Source organism: Rhodococcus sp. NPDC057014, assembly GCF_042673295.1.
GTDB lineage: Bacteria > Actinomycetota > Actinomycetes > Mycobacteriales > Mycobacteriaceae > Rhodococcus_F.
Genome location: NZ_JBHUSF010000112.1, coordinates 1 through 24,686 on the forward strand (window position 1 = coordinate 1; position 24,686 = coordinate 24,686).

Here is a 24,686-nt window from a genome sequence, read left to right on the forward strand (position 1 = left end):
GTCGAGTTCTTCGAACGCCTCCCGCAGCTGAAGGCAGGTGGGAAGGTCGACCGCGTTGCGGGCTTCCGGTCGGTTCAGCATCACGTCGGCGATGCCGCCGGAGCGGTCGACCGTCACCGGTGGTGGTGTCATCTCAGATCACCCCGGTGGCACGTAGGTCGGCGAGCTCCGTCTGCGACAGCGACAGTCGTTCGGCGAGTACTGATTCGGTATCGGCTCCGAGTACCGGGGGGACGCCGACGGTGGGGGAGTCGTACCCGGTCAGTATCAGAGGCGTGCGCAGCGCCGGGAACGTTCCTTCGGTGGGATGGTCGAAGGTTTGGATGATCTCGCGGACGCGGGCGTGTTCGGACTCGAGGGCCTCTCGAACCGAGCGAACGGCGCCGACCGGAACGCCGGCTGCGCCGAGACGGGTGAGGGCGTCGTCGCGTTTGAGGTCGCCGATCGCCCGTCGGAGCAGGGGCATCAGGTCGGTGCGGTTCTCGACGCGCTTGGCGTTGCTGGCGAATCGTGGATCGTCCTCGAGGTCGGTCAGTTCGAGGGCGGCACACAGCGGTTTCCAGTGTTGGTCGCTGGCGCTGATGTGCAACCATTGCTCGTCCGCGCAGACGAACGCGGCTGACGGCACCCGCCCGGGATGCTCGGTTCCGTTGCGGTGCGGGTCGTCGTCGAGGGCGAAGATGCGTGCTGCTGCGAGGGCGGACAGGGTGAGCTGGGCGTCCAGCATCGACACGTCCACGTAGCAACCGGCGCCGCTGTGCGCTCGACCGGCGAGTCCGGTGAGGGCGGCAATCGCCACCCACAATCCGGAGGTGAGATCGGAGACGGGGATTCCGGCCTTGGCGGGTGCGCCGTCGGCGGGCCCGGTCATCGACATGATGCCGGACAGCGCCTGGAAGATCGTGTCGTAACCGCGGTCGTTGCGAGAGGGCCCGGTCTGTCCGAAACCTGTTGTCGCAACATAGATCAGGCCCGGATTGTCCTGACTCAGGTGCTCGTAGCCGAGGCCGAACGAGTCCATCGTGCCGGGAAGGAAGTTTTCGACGACGATGTCGGCAGTGGCAGCCAGGTCCCGGGCAATGCGTTGCCCGGCAAGTGATTTGAGGTCCAGAGTGATGGACTTCTTGCCTCGGTTGAAGGCGAAGAAGTACGCGCTTTCTCCGGCAGGCAACACGGGTTCGAAGGAACGGGACTCGTCGCCGCGCCCGGGCCGCTCGACCTTGATGACCTCGGCTCCGAGTTCCGCGAGGGTCTGTGTGGCCAATGGTGCTGCGAGCACCCGGGAGAAATCGAGGACGGTGACTCCGTCGAGCGGCTTGGTCACGGTGCCTCCCTGAAGCTGCGCATGATCTGGTTGACGTCCCGGCCGGCCTTCATGGCGGATTCGAACGGGAGGTCGGCGACGCGGTAGAACAATTCCTTGATCGCTCCGAGCGCGACCGGTGAGTGTCGTGCCCACGATTGGGCGATGGTGAGTCCGCGCTCGAGTGCCTCGGCAGGTGCGGCGACCTCGTTCGCGAGTCCGTACTCCAGCAACTCGTCGGCTCCGAGTAATCGGCCGGTGCTGATCAGCTCGAACGCGAGTTTGCGGCCGAGGTTGCGTTGGAGCCCGGTCATCACCAGGGCGGGGACGATCGAGTGTTTGACCTCCGGGTACCCGAACTTGACGTCGGCCGCGGCAATCATCATGTCGCACGCGATGGCCAAGCCGGCGCCGCCACCGATCGCCGGACCCTGGACGACGGAGACGATGGGTTTGCCGATCTGCTGCGGGAGCATCTGCGTCCGGGCGGTCAGATCGGCGCGCAGTGCCACCTTGTCCGACTGCGCCGGTGTGAGGTCGGTGAACTCCGCCAGATCCGCACCCGCGCAGAATCCGCGGCCGGCACCGGCAAGCACGATCGCGCGGACTGCCGGATCGCGGTCCGCCGCAATCAGGGCATCGTGAAGCTCCAGAGTCAGTTCCGTATTGAGTGCGTTGAGCTTGCCGGGCCGATTGAGGGTCAGGACCCGAACGGGCCCGTCGTCGATGGCGGTAACCAGCGATGACTCGGGCACCGGATTCGCCGCGGGGGCGTCGAGGGTGGTTTCAGACACGGGTGGACTCCTTGGATACGGTGTCGAAGCCGGCGCGCGCGACCATGCTGTAAAGGGGGCGGGCGAGGGCTTCCTCGCAGGCGGCGGATGCTCGGGCCAGCGCCTCGAGGTCGAGGCCGGTGCGTACCCCCATGGCTTCGAACACGCTGACGAGATCCTCGGTGCAGACGTTTCCGGTCAGTCCGGCTCCGTACTGGATGGTCGAGGGGTGCCCGCCGACCCCGCCCATGGCGGAGTCGAAGAAGCGGATACCCGCGTCGAGGGCGGCGACGGCGTTCGCGATCGCGGTGCCGCGGGTGTTGTGGAAGTGGGCGACCACATCCAGATTCGGGAACTCGGTGACCAGCCGTGTGAACAGGCTCCGTGCGGTGCGCGGCGTGGCGACGCCGGTGGTGTCACCGATCGTCACCATCGAGGCCCCCAACTCCGCGAAGCGGGCAACGTCGGCGACTACGACGTCGGGGTCGACCCACCCCTCGAAGGGGCATCCGAACGCCACCGAGACCACTCCGACCAGGACGAACTTCCCATCGGCGAGGCGGGTCATCTCGGCCACGTTGTCCCATTGGCGCGCGCGGGTGGTCCGCAGGTTTTTCTCGGTGTGCGATTCGCTCGCCGATACCAGGAAACTCAGCTCGTCTGCGCCGGCACCGTCGTGGAAGTCGGCGAGGGCGCGCTGCACGGCCTTGGGGTTGGGGCAGGTGTTCTTGAATCGGACCCCGGGTGTGCGGGGAAGCGCCCGCAGGACGTCGCGGACGTCCGCGAACGCGGGCACCCGGGTGGGGTGGCTGTAGCTACTGGCCTCGATGCGAGTGAATCCGGTCTCGACGAACTGCCGGAGGAGTCCGACCTTGGTGTCGGTCGGGACGAACCGGGGTTCATGTTGCAGCCCGTCGCGGGCGAAGCACTCGCAGAGGACAACCTCGTCGGTCATGCATTCCTGCCTCTCTCGATACGGCAAGAATGCGGGATAGTGTTGTAAAAGTCAACACCTGACCGTGTGCGGTTCAGTCCGGCGACTCGTGGTGCTGCTCCTCCTCCTCGATCACTCGGGCAAGGGTTGTCAATGTGGTGAGGGCCTGCTCGAAAGCGCGGAGGTTCTTCGGGCCCAGATGTCGCTTGATGCGCTCGTTCCGTTGATTGGCCTCGCCGATGAGTCCGGCGTACAACTCGTCGCCTGCGGCGGTCAGGAACAGCTGACTGGTGCGGCCTGCGCCGACTTCCTTGACGATCAGGCCGCGCTCGCACAACCCCGAGACGACGCGGCTCATCTGTGCTTTGTCCAGTCCCGCGCGGCGCGCGAGCCGGTTCAACGTCAGCGGTGATTCGGCCCCCAGAAGTGCGAGGGTTCGCCATTCCGCAAGGGACACGTCGTACAGCCGGCGATACCGCAGTGCGGCGCTGCGTGAGAGCGAATTGCTCACGCGGGAGAGTCGGTACGACAGCAGTTCGGTGATGATCGCGTCGGGCTCGGGGGTCTCCGAGTTCGCCGCCGCGGAGTCCTGGCTCATGACCGCTCCTCCCTGGGGTGATGCCGAATCGCGGGCAGTTCGAACGATACCCGACTGCTGGTGATGGTCACTGATTGCCGGAACCCGTGGTCATCGCGGGTGCCGCCCCGGTGAATGTTCAGTCCGCGGTTGCACGCGAACGCCGAATGCGAAAATTAGGTGTTGACATTGTCAACAGATGGGTCAACACTCGGACCTGACACAGAGAATGTTGAGCACATCACACTTCATTGTCCGGGAGAACACATGCACGTACAGACCCCAGCCGCCCGCCCTGCCGGTTTCGAAGCCGGTGGCTCGGGGGCAGATTCCGTCGATCGGACGCCGATCGCGACACTGCTGATCGGCGGGAACTGGCGGTCGGGAACAGGAACGTTCGATGTGACCGACCCCGCGACCGGGGCAGTCATCGGGCAGGCCAGCGATTCGGGGGTGGTCGAGGTCTTGGCCGCTCTCGACGCCGCCTCGACCGCGTTCGCGGACTGGAAGGCCACCCCGGTGGAAACCCGGTCGTCGATCCTGCACCGCGCCGCGGACGCCATTCGGGCGGAAGCCGACAGCCTCGCTTCCGTGATGACCGCGGAGAACGGCAAGCCGCTTGCCGAATCCCGGGGCGAGATCCTCAACTCCGCTCGCATGCTCGAATGGAGCGCGCAGGAAGCGCGCCGCGCCTGTGGGCGAACGGTGCCCAACGCCGCGCAGGGTCCGTCCATGGTCCTCACCCAACCGGTCGGTCCCGTCCTCGCGATCTCGCCGTGGAACTTTCCCGCCAGCATGCTGGTCCGCAAGATCGCGATGGCACTGGCCGCGGGCTGCACCGTCATCGCCAAGCCGGCCGACCTGACTCCACTCATCGCAGTGGCGATCATCCGTACGATCACCGAGGCCGGGATCCCGGCCGGAGTCCTCAACCTGATCACGACCACCGACCCTGCCGGGGTCACGGCCGCACTGATGGACGATCCTCGACTGCGGAAGATCAGCTTCACCGGGTCGACCCGCGTCGGCCTCGGCCTGGCCGAGGCCAACGGATCACGTCTGCGGCGGCTGTCGCTCGAAATGGGCGGACATTCCCCCGCGATCGTGCTCCCGGACGCTGAGATCGAGGCGGCCGCCTCCGCGATCGTCGCGTCCAAGTTCGCCAATGCCGGGCAGAGCTGCATTGCGGTCAACCGCCTGTACGTGCACGAAGACCTCGCCTCGGACCTCGTCGATGCCATCGTCCGCAAGACCGAAGCCTTGACCGTCGGCCACGGCGCCGCCGAAGGCACGGATGTGGGTCCGCTGATCAACGACGCGGCCCTGGCGAAGGTGACCGCCCAGGTCGACGACGCCGTGTCGAAAGGTGCGCGTGTCGTAACCGGTGGCGCCGTGTGGACACCGGCCGACAAGTCGTTGGCCGGCGCGTTCTATCAGCCCACCGTGCTCGTCGACGTCGACGAGACGATGCTGATCAGCCGCGAGGAGACGTTCGGCCCCGTCCTCGCCGTCTACACCTACACCGACCGATCGGAGGCCGTGGCGAAGGCCAACGATTCCGAATACGGACTGGCGGCGTATGTGTTCGGCCGTGACGTCGCGGAATTGTGGAAGACATTCGACGACCTCGAATTCGGTGTCATCGGCGTCAACGACCCCTTCCCGGTACGACCCGAACTGCCGTTCGGTGGACTCAAGAACAGCGGGCAGGAACGCGAAGGTGGCTCCGAAGGAATCGAGGCCTACCTCGAAACCAAGGCCGTCTCCCTGCGCTTCTGACCAACTCGGACCCGATAGGACACAATTCATGACTACCTCGACCTCCACCGCACAGGAACTCGACCACGAACTGTCGGCACTCGACACCGCTTCGATCATCCACCCCCACACGGTCATCGGATCACCCAGCAATCCCGTCGTCTTCGTCAAGGGCGAGGGTGCGCGGTTGTGGGACGCCGCGGGTAACGAGTACATCGACGGCACCTGTGGGCTGTGGCAGTGCCCGGTCGGACACGGCCGCCGGGAACTCGCCGAAGTCGCCTACAACCAGATGTCGACGCTCGAGTTCTACTCTTCCTTCGGCGACTACTCCAACGAACCCTCGATCCGGCTGGCGCAGAAGCTCCTCGACATCGCACCCGCGAGCATCGAGAAGGTGTTCTTCACCAACGGCGGGTCCGAAGGCAACGAGACCGCCGTCAAGCTGGCCCGCCTGGCCTGGCATCACGCCGGCCAACCCGATCGCACCGTCATCCTGGCCCGAACCGGCGGGTATCACGGGATGGGCGGCGCCTCGCTCGCCGCGACCGGTATCGATCGCCTCCGCGCCGGATACGGTCCGCTGATTCCCGGCATCGAATGGCTGTCGAAGCCGCACGGCCTGGCCCACGGAGAGAATGCCACCGACATCCTGATCGACGAACTCGAAGACCGCATCGCCGAGATCGGCGCCGACCGCATCGCGGCATTCATCGGTGAACCGATCCTCGGTGTGGGCGGAATGGTTCCGCCGCCCGAGGGGTACTGGCCGCGTGTGCAGGAGGTGCTGCGCAAACACGGGATTCTCTTCATCGCCGACGAGATCGTCACCGCGTTCGGTCGCACCGGTGAATGGTTCGCCTCGACCTATTACGGCGTGGAACCGGACATCATCGTCACAGCGAAGGGCATCTCCAGCGGCTACCTGCCGATGGGCGCGGTCTTGATCGGCCGGCGGGTTCTCGACATCGCCGACGGGGCGCTGTTCCTCCACGGCTTCACCTACAACGGCCACCCCGTTGCGAGCGCGGTCGCGCTGAAGAACATCGAAATCATCGAGCAGGAAGGTTTGATGGCGCGCGGACTGGGAATCGGACGCCGACTCCTCGAAGGTCTCAAACCGCTCGAACAGCTCCCCATCGTCGCCGAGGTCCGCGGTGTCGGCACCCTCATCGGAATCGAATTCGCCACCGGCGATACCGCCTCTGTTCAGGCGGGTGCCCGCGCCAACGGTGTCATCGTGCGCGCGTCCGGCAACACGATCGTGATGTCGCCGCCCCTGGTGATCAGCGAGGCGGACGTCGACCGCATCATCGCCGTAGTCACCGAACAAGTGGAAGCGGCCGGGGCCTGACTCGGGATCGCCCGAGCAGCCCGGCGGAGGACGCCATGAAATCTGCATCGCACGCGCTCACCACTACCGTGGCGGCGTGTCTGGTCCTTGCCGGGTGCGCGCAGTCGAGCGCAACCGACGAGGATGCCGGGGCCGACGCCACCGGCAAGATCACGTTCGTATCGACCGGCGGCAAGTTCCAGGAAGCCCAAATTCAGGCCTGGCAGGTGCCGTACACCAACGAGACCGGGATCGGCTTCGTCAACGACGGTCCCGTCGACGAGTCGAAGATGAAGGCCATGGTCGACGGCGGGAAGGTGACCTGGGATGTGCTCGACACCAGCGCAGGTGCCGCCGGGCAGTACTGCGGCCAGTATCTCGAACCCCTCGATTTCACCATCGTCGACCGCACCAAATTCGACCCCGAGACAGTCGGTGACTGCGGAGTCCCCGCCTACTTCTACAGCACGTTGCTGATGTACGACACCTCGAAATTCGGCACGAACCCGCCGACCACGGTCGCCGACTTCTTCGACTTGGACAAGTACCCGGGAAAGCGGATCGTCCCGCCCGAATTGAGCGTGGGGCTACTGGAATTCGCTCTACTCGGTGACGGCGTTCCACCCGACCAGCTGTACCCCCTCGATGTCGACCGCGCTCTACGCAAGCTCGACACGATCAAATCGAAGACGATCTTCTCCACCACCTACGGGCAGATTCAGCAAGCGATGGTCGACCAGCAAGTCACGATGGCGCTCACCTCGACCGCACGCGCCGAGGCGGTACTGAGATCGGGCGCACCATTCACGGCAGTCTGGGACAAGACCGTGGTCAATTGGGACGACCTCGTCATACCCAAGGGCTCGCCCAACAAGGACGCGGCCATGCGCTTCATCGCCACGGCCACCGACGACCAACCTTCCTCCGACTTCTCACGGCTGTCCTCGACCCTGCCTGTCAACAAGGACATCGCAACACAATTCGACAACGTCCAAGAGGCGATCAACCCCTTTGCCGAGGACCGCAAAGACGGCGTTGTCTATGGAGACGCGAAATGGTGGTCGGAAAACCTCGACTCGGTGACCGACAAATTCACGAACTGGTTGGTGGGCTGACATGACAACCACGATGATCGAACCCGAACGCGCAGTGGCGGACTCCGCGGGGCCCGCCACCCGAACCCGGACACGGCGCCCGAAGGCGTGGGTCTGGTTCCTGCTCCCCGGCATCGCCTTGCTGGCAACGTTCTTCTTCATCCCGCTCGCCAATATCGTCTGGCAGAGCTTCACCGACCCGGCGATCGGGCTCGACAACTACCGGAATCTGATCACCGACGGGGTGTCGGTGCGGATCCTCGTCCGCACCCTGCTCACCGCGGCGACCGTGGCGATTCTGACGCTGCTGCTCGCCTACCCCTACGCCTACGCCATGACACGGGCGTCGGCGCGGGCCCGATCGATCATGACCATCCTCGTGTTGCTCCCGTTCTGGACCTCACTGATCGCGCGTAACTTCGCGTGGTTCATCCTCGAGGAAGGCAACGGCTTGATCGACAGGTTCTTCCAGCTGTTCGGGGTCGACGACGTCGTGCTCCTGGGCACGCTGACCGGGGTCACCGTCGCGATGGTGCAGGTCATGTTGCCGTACATGGTGTTACCGCTCTACACCTCCATGAACACCATCGACCGCCGCCTCCTCGACGCCGCCGTCAGCTGCGGTGCACCGTGGCGAACCGCCTTCAGGACCGTGTACTTCCCGCTGTCCGTCCCCGGAGTGATCTCGGGCTTCTCTCTCGTTTTCATCATGTCACTGGGCTTCTACATCACGCCGGCGCTGCTCGGAACGCCGCAGCAGGCGCTGATCCCGCAACTGATCGAGATTCGCGTGCAACGGTTGCTCGACTTCGGTGCCGGTGGCGCGCTCGGTGTGGTGTTGTTGCTGGTCACCCTGCTCATTCTCGCCGTGGTTGCCCGGATTGCGAAGCCGACGTCCACGCTCGATCGATTGGCCGACAAATGAGCAATTTCCTCAAAGTATGGGTTGCCCTCGTCGTCGCGTTGCTCCTCGCTCCCACCCTGGTCGTCATACCGATGAGCTTCTCCGATTCGACTACGTTTTCGTTCCCCCCGAAGGGTTGGTCGCTGCGGTGGTACCAGAACTTCTTCCAATCACCGGAATGGGTTGACGCGCTGCTGGACTCGCTGAAGGTCGGCGTCGCCGCCGCCGTGATTGCCACCGTCGTGGGCACGGCTGCTGCAGTCGCCCTCGACCGCAGTCGTTTCCGTGGCCGCTCAGCGGTGCAGGGAGCGATGATGGCACCGGCGATCGTGCCGTCGATCGTGATTGCCGTCGCCATCTACATCATGTTCCTCAAATGGCACCTGACCGGATCGCTGCTCGGATTCGTCGCCGCGCACAGCATTCTGGCGGTTCCCTTCGTCATCGTCACGGTCAGCACTGCGTTGTCGAACTACGACCGAACCGTGGAGTACGCCTCCGCCAGCCTCGGCGCCGGGCCGATCACGACTTTCCGACGCATCGTTCTCCCCTCCCTCGCGCCCGGAATCGCGTCCGGATTCGTATTCGCGTTCGTCACGTCCTTCGACGAAGTGGTGGTGGCGCTGTTTCTGCAGACACCGGACCTGCGCACCCTCCCGGTGAAGATGTACAACAGCATCACCCTGCAGATCGACCCCACCATCGCGGCCGCCTCCAGCCTCATCGTCGTGATCACCACCGGTGTGTTGCTGCTTGCTCAGTTCCTTCCCCGTCGCCGAAACGAGAACGCATCATGACCGTCACCGCGCCTACCGCCGCCCCGACCCGCACCGCACCGGGGCTCGGCATCTCCGTCCAGCAGGCCTGCAAGACCTACCCCGGGATGAACCGGCCTGCGCTGAGTCGGGTCTCGCTCGACATCGCGGCCGGCGAGTTCATGACCTTCCTCGGCCCCAGCGGTTCGGGAAAGAGCACGCTGCTGTCGATGATCGCCGGGTTCGAACCGATTTCGTCCGGAAGGATCGACATCGGGGGCGTCGACGTCAGTAACGTCAAGCCCCACAAGCGCAACCTCGGTGTCGTGTTCCAGCAGTACGCGCTGTTCCCACACATGACGGTGAGCCAGAACGTGGCCTACCCCCTCCAGCAGCGGAAGGTTCCCAAGGCGGAAATCGCCCGCAGGGTTCACGAAACGCTGGACATGGTCAGCCTCGCGCATCTGGCGGACCGGCATCCCAAGCAGCTGTCGGGCGGTCAGCAGCAACGCGTCGCGCTGGCACGAGCGATCGTGTACGCACCCGGCGCGCTCCTGCTCGACGAACCGCTGGGCGCCCTCGACAAGCGACTGCGCGACGGACTACAGCGGCAGATCGCCCGAATGCACGCCGAACTGGGTTTGACCTTCATCTTCGTCACTCACGATCAAGAAGAAGCGTTGACGCTGTCGGACCGGATCGCGGTATTCAACGATGGGGGAATAGAGCAGGTCGGAACACCGCACGAGCTGTACGACAAGCCGAACACCCTGTTCGTCGCGCAGTTTCTGGGTGAGTCGAACGTCTTTCGTGGCCAGGTCGGTGGCGGACGTAAATCCCTGCACTGCGGCCTGTTCGAGGCCGCCCTCACCCCGCACCAGCAGGATTTCCTCACCGGGTGCGAGGTGGGCGGACTGGTCGTGCGGCCCGAACGTCTCACGGTCACCGGAATCGACGGTCACGTGCCGAGCGGGTTGATTCGAGCCGAAGCCCAACTGACCGACGTCGTCTACGTCGGAAACCACAACCGGATGGGTCTGCGTTTCACCGACGGCACGACCGGGTCGGCGATGCAGGTCGCCGGCAAGCCCTTGCCCGCCGCGCCCGGGGATCAGGTGGCAGTTGCCTGGCATCCCGACGACCACAGCGTCGTGTCGTTACCCGACGCGTCGGCCTGAGCGGCCCCTCAGCGCTCGCCTCGACCGGTCCAGGCCGGGGCGGGCAACACACCTCGGAGCTAGGAGTGTCTTCGCCTGTGCACACGAATCCTGATGTTCTGGAAAGGTTGACTCGAATCCGTTCGGGCGCACCCGTGATCGATGCCGGCACCGCCCTCTCGGTCATCGAGCAGTACCTCGGCCCCGACGCCGGCCTCGATCGGGCGTCGATTGCCCGCGTGCCCGGTGAGACGGACGCCAACTTCGTCTTTGCAACGGGGACGTCCCGGTACGTTCTCAAGGTGTCGTTCGCGGCCGACCTGCAGACGATCGCGCGGCAACAGTGCGTACTGCAATTCCTCGAGGCCACGGCACCGGAATGCGCGGTCCCGCGGGTGGTGCGCACCGCCTCCGGCCACGACCACCTGGTGATGAAGATCGCCGGCGTCGACGTCATCGTCCGGATCCTCACGTGGCTCCGCGGACGGCCACTCGGAACCGAGCCGGATCCCTCCCCGGAACTCCTGGACGACATCGGCGCCGCAGCGGGCGCCATCGCCGATGCTCTCGCCCGGTTCGAGCCGGCTGCCGAGGTCCACCGCCCGGTGCCGGGACAGTATTGGGATCTCGACGCCGGCTGCGACGTGGTCGCGGTGCACCGAGAACGCCTGCCCGGGCTTGCCGACATGCTCACGGCGGTCCTCGACAGGGTGGTCCCGGCGTTGGCGGCGGCTGCGCCGTTGCCGGTATCCCTCGTCCACAACGACCTCAATGTCTTCAATGTGCTCGTGTCGACCACCGGAGCGCGGACACGGGTATCCGGGGTCATCGATTTCGGCGACATGATCGTGACCTCCCGGGTCAACGACCTCGCCATCCTCATCTCGTCTGTGTGCCGCAGCGGTGACCGATTGGTCGAGAAGGCGGCACGAGTGACAGCCGCCTACCACGCACGATGTGCGTTGACCGAGTCCGAGATCGATGTGGTGTTTCCTCTGGTGCTGTTGCGCACCACCACGGTACTGGTCACCACAGCCGACAGTGAGGGCGCAGATCCACGACACCGCAACAGCGTGAGCGCAACCCACGTTCGCGACCTGGCGGAGTACGACCCGAGGATCGTCGCCGCGCACTTGCGGCAGGCGTGCGGCCTGCCACGGATGCGCGAGACCGACGCGGCCCTGCAATGGCTCGCGCAACACCGGAATCGTCTCCATCCCATCGTGACCGGACCTACCCAGGTGCTCGATCGCAGCGCCCACGGCCAGTGCTACGACGGTATCGATCCGCTCGACCGGGAACGGTTGCGCGAGGCATCGGCACGCCTGCACACCGTCGAGGCGGACGGAAAGGTGGGAATCGGACGGCACCGCGAACCCGACTTCGCGCTCGGCGGCCCCCGGAATCGTGCTCACGGACGCCGCGATATCCGTCTCGCCCTGCAGATCGACGGGGCAGCGGGGATCCCTGTCGTCGCGCCGTTGGCGGGGGAAATCCGCGCGGGTGCCGACGGTGACGTCGTTCTCGACCATCGCCCGGCCGGCGCACCACTGTGGACGCGCTACAACGGCCTGACCGACATCGCAAGCGGCACTGTGGAGGCCGGAGGGATGGTCGGCCGGATCGCCGAGGGAACATCCGTGCTGGCCCAACTGGTGACGGTCGATCCGACCTCGGTTGCGGTCCCGTGGTGGTGTTCGGGCGTGGAGGCGCACGTCCTGACACAGTTCGCTCCGGACGCGAGCGCGTTGCTGGGATCGACTACGACGGTGCGTGCGTGGGAGCCGAGACTCACGCGCAGTCTCGCATCACGGGCACGGCACCTACCGCGAACTCATCCGACCTACTTCGACGAGCCGATCGACATGGTGCGCGCCGGCGGGTGCTGGTTCTACGACGAGAGCGGCAACCGGTACCTCGACGCACTCAACAACGTCACCCTTCTCGGGCACTGCCACCCACGGCTGACGGCCGTCGCACAACGGCAACTCGGTCGACTGCAAACCAACAGCCGCTTCGTGTACGACGCACTCACCGACTACACGGACGCACTCGTCGGCACCTTGCCGGACGGCCTGGACGTCGTCTACATGCTCAACTCCGGCAGCGAAGCCAACGACCTCGCATTGAGAATGGCCCGGCATGTCACCGGCCGTGAGGACATCGTCGTCATCGAAGATGCCTACCACGGCTACACCACTGCGGTCTCCGACGTCAGCCCCTCCCGATACAAGCACTACGGAAAGCCGGCCACCACCCACCCGGTACCCAATCCGGATCGCTACCGCGGCGCCTACGGATACGACGACCCCGACGCAGGACCCAAATACGCTGCGGACGTGATCGCCGAATTCGATCGCCTGATCGCCGAAGGCCGACCACCGGCCGCGTTCATCTACGAAGCACTCCTCGCGGGCGGCGGCCAGGTGGTGCTCCCCCCGAACTACCTCGCGCCGATTCACGTCGCTGCCCGCGAGCGCGGCATTCTGACCATCGCGGACGAGGTGCAGGTCGGATTCGGGCGACTCGGATCGGCGTTCTGGGGATTCCAAACCCAGGGCCCTGCCGTGGTTCCCGACTTCGTGACCATGGGCAAGTCGATGGGCAACGGATTCCCCGTCTCTGCACTGGTGACCACCCGGGCACATTCGCGGCGATTCGACGAAACCGGCCGCTTCTTCTCCACCTACGGCGGTAACCCCGCCGCCTGCGTCGTCGCGCATGAAACGCTGTCCGTCCTCGCCGACGAAGGACTGCAACAGAACGCGCAGACCACCGGCGAGTACCTTCGAACGAAACTGCGCGCACTCATGGACCGGCACTCGTTGATCGGGGATGTCCGCGGGCAGGGCTTCTACAGCGGCGTCGAATTCGTCCTCGATCGGTCGACGAAAGAACATGCCGTCGACGAAACACTGATCGTCTGCAACCGCATGAAGGACGCGGGCGTGCTCGTCTATCCCACGGGCCCGCAATGGAACATCCTCAAGATCAAACCACCACTGAGTTTCACTCGCGACCACGCCGACCTCTTCGCCGGCACCCTCGACCACGTCCTGAACCGCGGATGGTGACCATGCCTCACATCGATCCGGCAACCCTCGTCCTCCTTAGAGGCACCATCCGCACCCTGGACCCCGCGCTTCCCCTCGCCACGGCGGTCGCGATCCGCGACGACACCATCGTCGCGGTGGGCTCCGACACCGAGATCGCGGCGTGGATCGGGCCGCGCACCGAGGTCATCGATCTCGCCGGCGCCTGCGTCGTGCCAGGCATCAACGATGCTCACCTGCACTTGGCGCTCTTCGCCGAATCGCGGATGGCGTCGCGGCTGAACCTGCATGATGCCACCTCGATCACCGAGATCCGCTCGCAAATCAGCTCTGCAGCAGAGTCTTTGGAAGAAGGCACGTGGATTGTCGGCGGGTCCTGGCACGAGAAGCGAATTGCCGAGTTCACCGACGGTGCCCGAGCGCCGCACTCGACGGACCTCGACATCGCCGGCAGTGCGACACCGGTAGTGCTGCATCACGACTCACTGCACAGTGTCTGGGTCAACGGGGCGGCTCTGGAGGTCGGCGGCATCGACCGACACACCCCCGATCCGGCAGGTGGGCACATCGTCCGCGACGGTTCGGGAAATCCGACGGGCCTGCTGCTGGAAAGCGCGGGCTCCCTGGTCACCCGGCACATACCCGAGACCGACCGCGACCACCGGTTGACTGCAATGGCAGACGCGATGCGTCACCTCAACACGCTCGGCGTCACCAGCATCACCGACCCCGTCGTGTGGCCGCAACTGCTCCGCGACTACGTCGAGCTTCGCCGGCAGAAGCGTGCGACCGTCAGGGTCTCGGCGCTGCTGCATTGGGACTGGCCGTCAACCAGTTCATCAGACGCCGGACTCGCGGCAGCGCTCGACATCTCGGGCGCGACGACGGGACTCGGCGACGACTGGGTGCGCGTCGGCGGCATCAAACTCTTCGCCGACGGCGTCCCCAGCGCACACACCGCCTGCATGCACGACCCGTACCCAGACGGCAGCATCGGAGACCTCGTGACCGCGGGTGACGACTCCGGCGAACGATGTGCGGAGCTGACGAGGATGGTGGCCAGGGCCCACCGGCACCGTCTCGACGTCCAGATCCATGTCACCGGAGACAAGGCCGCCGATCTCGCCATCGACGCCGTCGCGGCAGCCCAGCGCAGTGATCCCTGGCCCGATGCCCGGCATGCACTGATCCACGCAACCGTCCTCTCCGCCGATGCGCCCGCGCGGCTGCGTGCCCACAAGATCTCCGTTGTCACACAATCACTGTTCAAGTACCACAGCGGGCCCGGCATGTTGAGCGCTCTCGGACGCGAGAGGTGGAACGAGACCTTCCCTGTCCGGCGTCTTCTGGACGCGGGAGTCGTCGTTGCCGACAGCACCGACGCACCCTGTGTCGACCCCGACTGGCGGCTGGGCATGACTACCTTCACCGGCGGTGCCGATCACGAACTCGCGCGGTTACCCGAAGGCTACGAACTGACGGCCGAGGAGGCCCTTGTCGCTTGGACCACGGCGGGCGCGTTCCTCGACCGTGCCGAGGGCCGCAAGGGTGCGCTCACCCCAGGTGCGCTCGCGGATATGGTGGTAGTGGACCGCGACCCACTGACGGCCGCGCCGGCAAGCCTTGTGAACCTGGGCATCCTGCTCACAGTGGTCGGCGGTGAAGTGGTCCATCGCAGTGTCTCCACCACTACAGGCGGGGTGCGGCCGTAGTTCCCCGTACGACGAGTCGGGGTTCGAGAACGATATCCGTGCTGGTGTCGCGTCCCTGTTCGAGTCTTTCGCCGACGGCTGTGATGGCGGCTTCGGCGAGTTGGTGGCGTCCGGCCTGACCGACGTGAGGTCGAGATAGGACAGGCTGGCGGGGCTGGCTGTCGTCGTAGCCGACGATGTCACCGGGCACGTTGATGCCACGACGGGTGAAGGCTCCGATCAGGCCGATCGCGCATCGATCGTTGCCGGCAACGATCCCCATGTGAGTGGGAAAGCGTGTCCCGGCACACTTTCCCACTCACATGGTCAGTGTCCGGTCGGCCAGTTGTCGGACAGTGTGTAGCCGGTGGGGAAGGGGTCGGCGGGGTCGAGGCCGACCTGGCTGAGTTCGGTGATGTAGGCCTGCCCGGTGACGCGGGGTACGACGGCCTCGTAGTCGCCCACGGTGGTGAGCCGGTCGATGCGGCTGGTGAATCGGCTGCCGATCACGGATTCGTGGACGAAGGTCTCACCCACCTCGACCAGGCCTTTCGCCTTCAGGACCGCGAGACGGGCGGATGTGCCGGTGCCGCAGGGCGAGCGATCCAGGCGTCCCGGCGAGACCACGACCGCGTTACGGGCGGTCAGGACGCCGTCGTGGCGGGACAGCGGACCGACGAATTCGGTCTGGGTGATGCCGGCGAACTCGGGGTTGGTGGGGTGCTGGGCCGGAATTTGCTCGGCTGCCGCAGTTTTCAGTTTCTGCCCGAGTTCGCAGAGGTCGCGGGCCTCGTCGGGAACCAACTTCAGGCCGAGGGCCTCGGCGTCGGCGAGTACGTACGCCATGCCGCCCCAGGCGACGTCGACGGTGAGGGTGCCGTATCCGTCGAGTTCGAGCGGTACGTCGACCGCATAGGCGAACGCGGGCTGGTTTTCGAATTCGACGCCGGTGACCTTGCCGTTCTCGCAGGTGCACCGGATGCGGATGAGCCCGGCGGGTGCCTCGAGGACGAGGTCGGTGACGGGTTCGACCATGGGGATCATCCCGGTCTCGAGCAGTGCCGTCGCGACACACATCGTGTTGCTGCCCGACATGGCCGGATACTCGGTCGACTCGGCGATGACGTAGCCGAGTTGGGCCTGCGGATCGGTGGCCGGGACGATGTAGTTGACGCAGTGGGTGACTGCACCGCGGGGTTCGTGCAGCAGCAGTTGCCGCAGTTCGTCCTGGTTGTCCCGGAAGTGCTTCATCTTCTCGAACACCGTGGCGCCGGGAACGTCACCGATCCCGCCGGTCACGACGTTGTTGATTTCTCCACCCACGTGACACTTGACCACGTTGACGACTCGGCTCCACCGCACGACTTCCTCCGATCGGATGCGCTTCGATGGCGTTCATCGAAGCAGTGTCAGTAAATGTTCTGTGCCGCGACGAGCGGCCTTCCCTTCGAGCGTTGCACAGCCGGGTATGCGGCAGCGGCGTCGTCGGCGAACATCGCCGGCACACCGCCGGTGTGCAGGAACACGATGGGCCCGGTCAGGCGGGGGTCGGACAGTGCGGCGACGGCCTTCGCCGTGTACACCGGGTCGGTCACGATGCCCTCGTCGCGGGCCAGTTCGGTCGTCGCCGCCTGCGACCGGTCGGAGGCGAGTGCGTATCCCGGACCGAGGTACTCGTCGAACACGGTCGGGGTCACCGCGGGCGGGTCGAATCCGAGCTCCGCGGTGGCGGCCACCAGGTCCCGGACCCGTCCGCCGAGGTCGGAGTGGATCTGCGCGACGTCGACGCCGACGATGTTCGCCGGGGCACCGAGCAGTGCGGCGCCGAGTTCGAGCCCGGCCTGGGTGCCGCCGGTCGAGGAGGCGTGTACGAGGGTGGCTTCGGTGCGGTCGACGAGTTCGAGTTGGTGGTGGATCTCGAGGAAGGCAGCGGCGTAGGCCAGTACTCCGGCGCTGGTGCTGCCACCGGCGGGAACGAGGTACGGGCGCTTGCTGCGGTTGCCCTGATCCCGCAACCGGGCACACAGCTGCCGGGCGTGCTCAGTCATCGCTGTCCAGTCGAGGTCGTCGACGAAATGGGTTTTCGCGCCGAACAAGTCGTCGATCAGCAGGTTGCCGCTGGGCCGGTGCGGGGCCCGGCCACCCAGGATCAGGTGGGCGTCGATGCCCGCCGCGGTCGCGGCCGCCGCCACAGTGCGGGCATGGTTGGACTGCTGCGCCCCGACGGTGACCAGACTGGTAGCGCGGGCGTTCATCGCATCGGCGAGAATCAGCTCCAGCTTCCGGGACTTGTTGCCGCCGGTCGCGAAACCGGTCAGATCGTCCCGCTTGATCCAGACCTCGCGGCCCAGGCGTTCGGAGAAGTTCGGCAGCAGGTGCAGCGGTGTCGGGGTGGTGGTGAGCCTGATCCTGCACCGCCACCGCCGCGCGAGGATCTCTCGGGCGCGGGCGTCGGCGATGCAGGGCGTCAGGTACGAGACGGGATCGGTGACGGAGACGTTCGCCACCGGCCTCTGCGCGCGTGTCATGGGAAGGGTCGCTCCTTTCGAACGCGTGCGATTCGGGTCGGCGATGCCGGCAGCCGTGGGCCGACTTCGCCGACAGTCGGTGAGGGCCGGTCTACTTGGCGTAGTTCAGGCCGGTCTCGGCGATCAGTTTGGTGAGCTCTTCCTTCTTGTCCGCGGGCAGTTCGCCGTAGGGTGCGCGGGGGACACCGAGGTCGACGCCCACGGCCTGTGCTGCGGCCTTGGTGGCCACGGCGTAGCCTTCCTTGCCCAGGAAGTCGAGGACGTTCCACAGACGCTTGAAGATCTCGAGGGCCTCGGTGTACTTGCCGGCCTTGGCGAGTTCGTAGATCGCCACCGTCTCCTTCGGCGCGAAGTTCGGTGCACCCCAGATGGATCCGGCGGCACCGGCGGAGAAGGCGGGCAGCACGATGGTGTCCCAGCCGACGAACGTGTCGATGGCGTCACCGAGGTTGAAGATGAGGTCGAACGCCTGCTCGATCGAGCCGGAGGTGTCCTTGATGTACTTCACGGCGTCGGTGCGCCCCAGCAGTTCGCGGTAGAACGGGCGGTCGAGGTTCATTCCGGTGACACCGGGCAGGTTGTAGGCGATGACGGGGATGTTCGCGGCCTCACCGACGGTGGCGAAGTACTCGATCACCTCATGGCGGGTGGGTGCCTCGTAGAAGGGCTGGACCAGCAGGACCGCGTCCGCTCCGGCGTCGGCGGCGTGCTTGGACAGTTCGATCGCGTCCGCGGTGCGGGTGGAGCCGGTTTGCGGGGCGACGGGCACCCGGCCTGCGGCCTGGTCGATGACGACCTTGTTGACGAGTTTGCGCTCGTCGAGGGACAGTGCCGCGAACTCGCCGGTGCTGCCGCCGGGGACGAGACCGTGCAGGCCGTTGTCGATCAGGAAGTCGACGTGGTTGCGCAGCGCGCCTTCGTCGACGGAGCCGTCGGCGGCGAAGGGAGTGGAAACGGCAGCGAGGATGCCACCCAGCTTCTTGGTCATGTTCGTGTCCTTGTGTCGTGGTGGGTCGGCCACTCGAGGGCCGTGGATTCTCCGAGTCGATGTCCCGGGTCTCGCTCGTCTCCTCGACCATCGTAGATTGACGATTGTCGACAAGTGAACGATAGAAATTTATCTGGCGTGCGCGATGCTTGTCAAGGGTTCGGGTTTCTCATTCGCCGATCCGGACCGGGTCGTACTTCGCCGGACGTGCGGCGATGACCGCGTCGGTCTTGCGTCCGGCGGTTTCGTGGAGCGTGGCGGCGGCGACGATTGCGGTCACCCCGGTGACGATCAGGATCACCGAGGGGGACACCGGGCTGCCGGTGGCGGAGATCAGCCAGGTCGCCACGTACGGTGCGGTGCCACCGAAGAGCGCGACGGAGATGTTGAAGCCGATGGAGAAGCCGGCGTAGCGCACCCGCGAGGGGAAGATCTCCACCATCGCGGCGCCGGAGGCCGACATGAACATGGCCAGGCACACACCCATGGCGGCGTGGGCGACCATGATGGCGGCGACGTTGCCGGTGGCGAACGCCACGAAGGCGGGGAAGACGATGAGTGTGCTCGACACCGCGCCGAGGATGATGACCGGCTTGCGGCCGAAGCGGTCCGAGAAGCCGGCGAAGACGAAGATCGCCACCGCTGCCGACACCAGGCAGGTGACCGTCGACGCAGACGCCATGCCGAACGAGAACCCGACCTCGGCCTGCAGGTAGGTCTCCATGTACACGAAGATGAAATAGAAGGCGGCGGCCTGGAAGGCGATGCAGCCGATGACTTGCACGATCTGGCGCCTACTGGTGTCGAGGGCGTCCTTGATGGGCGACTCGCTCACCTCGCCGGACGCCTGCAGGCGCTCGAATTCCGCTGTGTCGCTGAGCTTGAGCCGAATGTAGAGGCCCACCAGTCCGAGTGGACCGGCGATCAGGAACGGTATCCGCCAGCCCCAGGCGAACATCGCGTCGTCGCTCAGGGCCGCGTTCAGGCTCAGGACGAGGATCGAGGCGGCGGCGTTGGCGAGATAGCTCGAGCAGTGCCAGAAGCTCACCGTGCGTGCCCGTCGTCCCCGTGCGGCGGACTCGACGAGGAAGGTGGCGGCACCGCCGGGTTCGCCACCGGCGGCGAAGCCCTGCAGGATGCGCAGGGCCACCAGCAGGACGGGCGCGGCGAGGCCGATGGAGGCGTACCCGGGCAGCAGGCCGACCGCGAACGTCGACAGCGACATCAAGATGATGACGGTGGCCAGGATCTTCTTGCGGCCCACCTTGTCGCCGAGGCGGCCGAAGACGAATCCGCCGATCGGATTCATCAGGAAGGCGACCCCGAATGCGGCGAAGGTCGCCAGCAGGCTGGTTGCCGGGTTGTCGGAGGGGAAGAAGATCTGCCCCAGGAGTACGGCGAGGAACCCGTACGCCGCGAAGTCGAACCAGGTGATGAAGTTTCCGATGGCCGCCGCTGTGATGGCTCGACGCATCTCCGAGCCGTGCAGATGGCCCTGGTGTTCTGTCATGGATGCTTCCGATCGATTCATGGGCGCCCGCACAAGTTGTAGTGCGGTCTATTGTCGACAAGTGATGTTCGTGATTGTTGTCCGGGTCACACACAATGTCAACGTCGGGTAAAGCCACTTCTCGCGGTCGTTTCACCCGCTTGCGGGGTGATGGCCCGGGGTGGCCGGGCGCACGACGTGATCGCGGCTGCGGGAGTGCGTCAGGAGCAGCGGGCCGGGATGAACTGCCCGACGCCGTTGAGCGTGGGCGCGGTCCGGGTTGCGTTCGCCAGGCCGACCGTCACCGGTCCTCGCGACGGGTCGACGTCGCGCATGATCGACCACGGCACCCGGAACACGCGGCCGGGGGAGGCGGCCCAGGGCAGTGTCTTGGTGGTCACGACGCGGCCGTTCTGGGAGAGGGTGACCTTGGGGAACCGGACGAGCGTGTCCGTCCACAGCAGCAGGCGCTGTCGCGGCGGCGCCGGGTCGCTCGGGCGCAGCAGGCCGGGAGATACCCACCGGAACGGCTTTTCGGCGAGAATGCGCAGCGCCTCTCCGGCGGGAGCGGGCGCATGCGAGTCGAGGTAGCCGGCCACCTGATCGGCGACGAAGGTGCCGTCGAGTGCTGCGATGTCCGCGGTGTCGACCGGGTGCAGGACGTTGCCGGCGGCGAAGACGCCGCGCGCGCTGGTACGCAGGGCGGTATCGACGAGCGGCCCCTTGGTACCGGGATCCAGTTCGATGCCCGCGCTGCGGGCCAGTTCGTGGTCGGGGATCCAATCGCCGGTGAAGATGACGGTGTCGCAGTCGATTTTCGTCCGGACTCCGGTGTCGAGGTGCTCGATCTCGATGGCTTCGACGTTCTTGCGGCCGATGATGCCGACGACGCGGGTGCGGGTGGCGATCGCGAACCGGAACAGTGCCTTGCCGGGGATGGTGAAGGCGGCGTACGACTCCGGTGAGGGGTATTGCGTGGTCATCAGTACGGTGTCGCAGCCGGCGTGGCGCAGTGTCATTGCCGCGGACCAACTCACGAGTTCGCCGCCGACGATCACGGCACGGTTGCCGACGCGACCGTGGTGCAGGTGCACGAGATTCTGCAACTGCCCGGTGGTGTAGACGCCGGCGGGTCGGTCACCCGGGATGAGGCGGGCCGGGCGGGCCCGCTCGCGGGCACCGGTCGCGAGGACGAGCGCCTTCGCCTCCACCCGCAGCAGTCCGGCCGGGCTGGTGACATCGAGCGCGCCGTCGGGGTGGACGGCGGTGACCGTCGCGTTGGTCCGGATGTCTGCCCCGGCGTCCGTCGCCGACCGGACCAGGCGCTCGGCGTACGCGGGACCTCCGATGAAGGTGTGGAGGTCGCGGATGCCGTACCCGGGATGGTCGCAGTGCCTGGGGATTCCGCCGGCACGGCTCTCCCGGTCGAGGACGAGGGCGCGGCGGCCGTAGACCTTGCCGAGCCGGGTGGCGGCGGACAGGCCCGCCGGACCGCCACCGACGATCGCGATGTCGGTCGTGATCACGGCGCGTGGTGAGGGAGGGACGCTCATCGGTTTTCCTTCGGTGTCGTGGCGGCGGAGCGGCCGGCGCATCGGTAGCCCTCGGCCAGGGCGCCCACCTCCGCTCCGCAGAAGAAGCCCTGGCATCGGCCGTTCATGGCGCGGGTGCGTCGGCGCAGACCCTCGAGCCCGGCCGGGGGAATGAGCGAGGCGTAGGCATCGCGGATCTCACCGGCCGTGACCCGCTCGCAGAAGCAGACGATCTTGCCGTATTCGGCGTCCGCGGCGATGCGCGCACCGTCCTGGTACGGGCGGGTGAAGGCCTCACCGATGTTCGGCATCGCCGGCGGGTCCGGCAGCTCGGCGCGGGGTTCGCCGAGAGCATCGGCCTTGGTGAGGAGTTCACCGACATACTCGGCGACGGCCATTCCGGACGTCAGGCCGGTCGACCGGATGCCGCCGACCAGGACGTACCGCTGATCGGTGTCGACCTCGATGAGGTAGTCGCCGTAGTCGGCGGCGGCCCGGAGCCCGGCATAGGTGGCGGTGACCTCTTCGTCGAGCAGCCGGGGCAGGAGCTTGGCGCCCTTGCCGAGCAGGAATTCGAACCCGTTCGCCGAGGTGCCCGTCGCGGACCGGTCGGTGAGGTCCTCTGCGGTCGGGCCGAGCATGACGTTGCCGTAGATGGTCGGCGATACGAGCACACCCTTCCCCCGGGAGGTGGGAACGGGCAGCACGATCTTGTCGACCAGGGGGCGGGCCAGCTTGTCGTAGACGAGCAATTCGCCGCGGCGCGGGGTGATGTGAAAGCGGTCGTAGCCGAACGCCTGGTCGAGGAAGTCCGCCCCGAGCCCGGCCGCGTTGATCACCCAGCGGGCGGTGATGTCGCCTGCCGAGGTGTGCAGGACGGTGCGGTCTGCTTCGACCGTCACCGACTCCGCACGCGTGTTGGTCCGCAGCGTCACCCCGCGGGCGACCGCGTCGGTGGCCAGCGCGAGGTTGGTCGTCCAGGTGCAGATGATGGACTCGTCCGGCACGGTCAGACCGCCGAGGACGCCCTCGCCGAGATCGGGCACCATCCCGTATACGGTGTCGGCGTCGACGATGTCGCACTCGGTGTAGCCGTTGGCGACGGCCTTGTCCCGCAGACTCGGCAGAGCGTCGTACTCCTCGTCGTTCCAGGCGACGAGGATCGCCCCGGTGTGTTCGACGGGAATCCCGGTCTGCTCGGCGTATTCCGACAGCAGCGTGTAGCCGCGGCTGACCATCCGCGATTCGAGGGTGCCCGGTTTCGCGTCGAATCCGGTGTGCAGGATCGCGGTATTCGCCTTGCTGGTGCCGTCGCCGACATCGTCGCGGGCCTCGACGAGCACGATGGTGAGGTCGTATCCGGCCAGTTCGCGGGCGATCGCCGAGCCGACGATGCCGGCACCGAGGACGACGAAGTCGTAGTCGGTGGGGGTGGGTGAGTCAGTCATCGTTTCTCCTGGGGAAGCGTCGCGTGTGCCGCCGACGCCCAGTGGTGTCGGAAATCTGCTGCGCGGTCGGGTGACCAGCGAGGTTCGTAGGTGGTGGCGGGAGTCCAGTCGGTGACCGCGTCGGTAAGGGACAGGCCGGGATTCATCGCCAGGCGCGCGCACGCGGCCGCACCGAGGGCGGTCGCGTGGGAGGAGGGATAGACGTCGATGGGAATCTGGGTCAGGTCCGCGGTCGCCTGCATCAACCGCCGCGACTGGGTGAGTCCCCCGTCGACGCGCAGCCGGGTCAGCGGGCCGCCCAGGTCGACCTCCACGGCCGAGACCAGCTCGGCGGTCTGCGCCGCCAGGCCTTCCAGCACCGCGGCCACCAGCTGTGCCCGATCAGTGGACAGGGTCATCCCGGTGAACGAGGCGGTCGCGTCCGGTCGCCACCACGGTGCGGCCAGCCCGGCCAGCGCCGGGACGAAGTAGGTGCCTCCGGAATCCTCGGCGGCGGTGCTGTCGAGGTCCCGCGCCGACGCGATCAGCCCGAGGTCCTGTATCCACCGGATCGCCGACGCGGCGGTGTACGCCTGCCCGTCCACGCAGTAGGAGGTCTGCCCCCGCACGTTCCACGCCACGCAGGAGGCGAGCTGGGAGGCCGAGAGCACCGGGCGTCGGCCGGTGTTGGCGAGCAGGAACACTCCGGTGCCGAAGGTGCACTTGGCGGTTCCGGGATCGAGGCACCGCTCCGCCAGCAGCGCCGCTTGCTGGTCGACGATCAGCCCGCCCACGGCGGCGCTCCCGCCGAAGGCATCGGTCTTACCCACCAGGGCGTCGTTGCCGACGATCTCGGGCAACCGCTCCTCGGCGAGCTCGAACAGCTCCAGCAGTTCCCGCTCCCACCCTCCGGTGTCGAGACCGGTCAGCAGCGAACGGCTCGCGGTGGCGGTGTCGGTGACGAATTCGCCGGTCAGGTGATGCACGATCCAGGTGTCGGTGGTGGTGACCACGCCCTCGCGGGAGACGTTGCGGCGCAGCCACTGCATCTTGGGCGCCGAGAAGTACGGGTCCAGAATCAATCCGGTGCGCTGTTCGACCCAACTCCGGGCGGCGGCCTTGTCGCGGCACAGCGTTTCCGCCCGGCGGTCCTGCCAGACCACCGCCGGGCTCAGCGGTCGTCCGGTCTCCGGGTCCCACACCAGGACGGTTTCGCCCTGGTTGGCGAGGGAGACGGCCGACACCGGCACTCCCGCCTGGGTGGCCGCCTTCCGGCCGGCGTCCAGGACGGAGTGCAGCAGGTCCATCGGATCCTGCTCGACGCCACCGGCTTCGAGATAGTGCGGGCGTACGGTGGTCCCGGCGATGGCGAGGACGTCGCCGTCGTCGG

General features: G+C 66.6%; 20 protein-coding genes. 8 read left to right on the forward strand and 12 right to left on the reverse strand.

Annotated elements, in window-relative coordinates; translation table 11 throughout:
* Positions 1–133 precede the first annotated feature (133 nt).
* From ACFTZB_RS21875 to ACFTZB_RS21890, 4 genes are all read right to left on the reverse strand, one after another.
* Complete coding sequence (locus ACFTZB_RS21875; protein ID WP_378434020.1) at positions 134–1,324, reverse strand: CaiB/BaiF CoA transferase family protein; 1,191 nt, start codon at positions 1,322–1,324, stop codon at positions 134–136.
* Complete coding sequence (locus ACFTZB_RS21880; RefSeq protein WP_378434021.1) at positions 1,321–2,097, reverse strand: enoyl-CoA hydratase/isomerase family protein; 777 nt, start codon at positions 2,095–2,097, stop codon at positions 1,321–1,323. The genes ACFTZB_RS21875 and ACFTZB_RS21880 overlap by 4 nt, the downstream gene beginning before the upstream one ends.
* The gene (locus ACFTZB_RS21885; protein ID WP_378434022.1) at positions 2,090–3,031 is read right to left on the reverse strand and encodes a hydroxymethylglutaryl-CoA lyase; all 942 of its coding nucleotides are present in this window, start codon (positions 3,029–3,031) and stop codon (positions 2,090–2,092) included. Before ACFTZB_RS21885 ends, ACFTZB_RS21880 begins: the two co-directional genes overlap by 8 nt.
* A gap of 73 nt (positions 3,032–3,104) precedes the next feature.
* Positions 3,105–3,608, reverse strand: coding sequence for a MarR family winged helix-turn-helix transcriptional regulator (locus ACFTZB_RS21890; protein WP_378434023.1), 504 nt, complete (start codon positions 3,606–3,608; stop codon positions 3,105–3,107).
* Positions 3,609–3,854: 246 nt separating this feature from the next.
* On the opposite strand from ACFTZB_RS21890, the gene ACFTZB_RS21895 reads away from it, so the two are divergent.
* The 8 genes from ACFTZB_RS21895 (at position 3,855) to ACFTZB_RS21930 (ending at position 15,353) form a co-directional block, all read left to right on the forward strand.
* On the forward strand, positions 3,855–5,366 hold the full coding sequence (locus ACFTZB_RS21895) for an NAD-dependent succinate-semialdehyde dehydrogenase (protein WP_378434024.1): 1,512 nt from the start codon (positions 3,855–3,857) through the stop codon (positions 5,364–5,366).
* A gap of 28 nt (positions 5,367–5,394) precedes the next feature.
* Positions 5,395–6,699, forward strand: coding sequence for an aspartate aminotransferase family protein (locus ACFTZB_RS21900; protein WP_378434025.1), 1,305 nt, complete (start codon positions 5,395–5,397; stop codon positions 6,697–6,699).
* A 35-nt stretch (positions 6,700–6,734) separates the two neighbouring features.
* Positions 6,735–7,793 (forward strand): extracellular solute-binding protein, encoded by a 1,059-nt coding sequence (locus ACFTZB_RS21905; protein WP_378434026.1) that lies wholly within the window; start codon positions 6,735–6,737, stop codon positions 7,791–7,793.
* A gap of 1 nt (position 7,794) precedes the next feature.
* Positions 7,795–8,697, forward strand: a complete 903-nt coding sequence (locus ACFTZB_RS21910) for an ABC transporter permease (RefSeq protein WP_378434027.1) — start codon at positions 7,795–7,797, stop codon at positions 8,695–8,697.
* Positions 8,694–9,473 (forward strand): ABC transporter permease, encoded by a 780-nt coding sequence (locus ACFTZB_RS21915; protein ID WP_378434028.1) that lies wholly within the window; start codon positions 8,694–8,696, stop codon positions 9,471–9,473. The genes ACFTZB_RS21910 and ACFTZB_RS21915 overlap by 4 nt, the downstream gene beginning before the upstream one ends.
* Positions 9,470–10,609 carry an ABC transporter ATP-binding protein gene (locus tag ACFTZB_RS21920; protein ID WP_378434029.1) on the forward strand — a complete coding sequence of 380 codons (1,140 nt, stop codon included), beginning with the start codon at positions 9,470–9,472 and terminating at the stop codon, positions 10,607–10,609. The genes ACFTZB_RS21915 and ACFTZB_RS21920 overlap by 4 nt, the downstream gene beginning before the upstream one ends.
* 134 nt (positions 10,610–10,743) lie before the next feature.
* Complete coding sequence (locus ACFTZB_RS21925; RefSeq protein ID WP_378434030.1) at positions 10,744–13,662, forward strand: aminotransferase class III-fold pyridoxal phosphate-dependent enzyme; 2,919 nt, start codon at positions 10,744–10,746, stop codon at positions 13,660–13,662.
* Positions 13,663–13,664: 2 nt separating this feature from the next.
* On the forward strand, positions 13,665–15,353 hold the full coding sequence (locus tag ACFTZB_RS21930; protein ID WP_378434031.1) for an amidohydrolase: 1,689 nt from the start codon (positions 13,665–13,667) through the stop codon (positions 15,351–15,353).
* Here the strand turns inward: ACFTZB_RS21930 and ACFTZB_RS21935 are convergent.
* The 8 genes from ACFTZB_RS21935 to ACFTZB_RS21970 form a co-directional block, all read right to left on the reverse strand.
* Complete coding sequence (locus ACFTZB_RS21935; RefSeq protein ID WP_378434032.1) at positions 15,331–15,615, reverse strand: substrate-binding domain-containing protein; 285 nt, start codon at positions 15,613–15,615, stop codon at positions 15,331–15,333. The genes ACFTZB_RS21930 and ACFTZB_RS21935 overlap by 23 nt on opposite strands.
* A gap of 44 nt (positions 15,616–15,659) precedes the next feature.
* The gene (locus ACFTZB_RS21940; RefSeq protein ID WP_378434033.1) at positions 15,660–16,694 is read right to left on the reverse strand and encodes a proline racemase family protein; all 1,035 of its coding nucleotides are present in this window, start codon (positions 16,692–16,694) and stop codon (positions 15,660–15,662) included.
* Between the two features lie 47 nt (positions 16,695–16,741).
* Positions 16,742–17,860, reverse strand: coding sequence for a 1-aminocyclopropane-1-carboxylate deaminase/D-cysteine desulfhydrase (locus ACFTZB_RS21945; protein WP_378434034.1), 1,119 nt, complete (start codon positions 17,858–17,860; stop codon positions 16,742–16,744).
* Between the two features lie 91 nt (positions 17,861–17,951).
* Positions 17,952–18,848, reverse strand: coding sequence for a dihydrodipicolinate synthase family protein (locus ACFTZB_RS21950; protein WP_378434035.1), 897 nt, complete (start codon positions 18,846–18,848; stop codon positions 17,952–17,954).
* Between the two features lie 169 nt (positions 18,849–19,017).
* Positions 19,018–20,358, reverse strand: a complete 1,341-nt coding sequence (locus tag ACFTZB_RS21955) for an MFS transporter (RefSeq protein WP_378434036.1) — start codon at positions 20,356–20,358, stop codon at positions 19,018–19,020.
* A 200-nt stretch (positions 20,359–20,558) separates the two neighbouring features.
* Positions 20,559–21,890 (reverse strand): NAD(P)/FAD-dependent oxidoreductase, encoded by a 1,332-nt coding sequence (locus ACFTZB_RS21960; protein WP_378434037.1) that lies wholly within the window; start codon positions 21,888–21,890, stop codon positions 20,559–20,561.
* Entirely contained in the window at positions 21,887–23,317 is a 1,431-nt protein-coding gene (locus ACFTZB_RS21965; protein ID WP_378434038.1) for an NAD(P)/FAD-dependent oxidoreductase, read from the reverse strand. Before ACFTZB_RS21965 ends, ACFTZB_RS21960 begins: the two co-directional genes overlap by 4 nt.
* Positions 23,314–24,686: FGGY family carbohydrate kinase (locus ACFTZB_RS21970; RefSeq protein WP_378434039.1), on the reverse strand; the 1,373-nt coding region annotated here is incomplete at its 5' end. The genes ACFTZB_RS21965 and ACFTZB_RS21970, both read right to left, overlap by 4 nt.

What these genes read in the sequence shown, in the direction of transcription:
- ACFTZB_RS21960 (WP_378434037.1), bottom strand. Translation starts at nt 21,890, where the DNA reads ATGAGCGTCCCTCCCTCACCACGCGCCGTGATCACGACCGACATCGCG.
- ACFTZB_RS21945 (WP_378434034.1), bottom strand. Translation starts at nt 17,860, where the DNA reads ATGACACGCGCGCAGAGGCCGGTGGCGAACGTCTCCGTCACCGATCCC.
- ACFTZB_RS21915 (WP_378434028.1), top strand. Translation starts at nt 8,694, where the DNA reads ATGAGCAATTTCCTCAAAGTATGGGTTGCCCTCGTCGTCGCGTTGCTC.
- ACFTZB_RS21885 (WP_378434022.1), bottom strand. Translation starts at nt 3,031, where the DNA reads ATGACCGACGAGGTTGTCCTCTGCGAGTGCTTCGCCCGCGACGGGCTG.
- ACFTZB_RS21905 (WP_378434026.1), top strand. Translation starts at nt 6,735, where the DNA reads ATGAAATCTGCATCGCACGCGCTCACCACTACCGTGGCGGCGTGTCTG.
- ACFTZB_RS21920 (WP_378434029.1), top strand. Translation starts at nt 9,470, where the DNA reads ATGACCGTCACCGCGCCTACCGCCGCCCCGACCCGCACCGCACCGGGG.
- ACFTZB_RS21965 (WP_378434038.1), bottom strand. Translation starts at nt 23,317, where the DNA reads ATGACTGACTCACCCACCCCCACCGACTACGACTTCGTCGTCCTCGGT.
- ACFTZB_RS21930 (WP_378434031.1), top strand. Translation starts at nt 13,665, where the DNA reads ATGCCTCACATCGATCCGGCAACCCTCGTCCTCCTTAGAGGCACCATC.
- ACFTZB_RS21900 (WP_378434025.1), top strand. Translation starts at nt 5,395, where the DNA reads ATGACTACCTCGACCTCCACCGCACAGGAACTCGACCACGAACTGTCG.
- ACFTZB_RS21890 (WP_378434023.1), bottom strand. Translation starts at nt 3,608, where the DNA reads ATGAGCCAGGACTCCGCGGCGGCGAACTCGGAGACCCCCGAGCCCGAC.
- ACFTZB_RS21955 (WP_378434036.1), bottom strand. Translation starts at nt 20,358, where the DNA reads ATGACAGAACACCAGGGCCATCTGCACGGCTCGGAGATGCGTCGAGCC.
- ACFTZB_RS21895 (WP_378434024.1), top strand. Translation starts at nt 3,855, where the DNA reads ATGCACGTACAGACCCCAGCCGCCCGCCCTGCCGGTTTCGAAGCCGGT.
- ACFTZB_RS21950 (WP_378434035.1), bottom strand. Translation starts at nt 18,848, where the DNA reads ATGACCAAGAAGCTGGGTGGCATCCTCGCTGCCGTTTCCACTCCCTTC.
- ACFTZB_RS21935 (WP_378434032.1), bottom strand. Translation starts at nt 15,615, where the DNA reads ATGGGGATCGTTGCCGGCAACGATCGATGCGCGATCGGCCTGATCGGA.
- ACFTZB_RS21910 (WP_378434027.1), top strand. Translation starts at nt 7,795, where the DNA reads ATGACAACCACGATGATCGAACCCGAACGCGCAGTGGCGGACTCCGCG.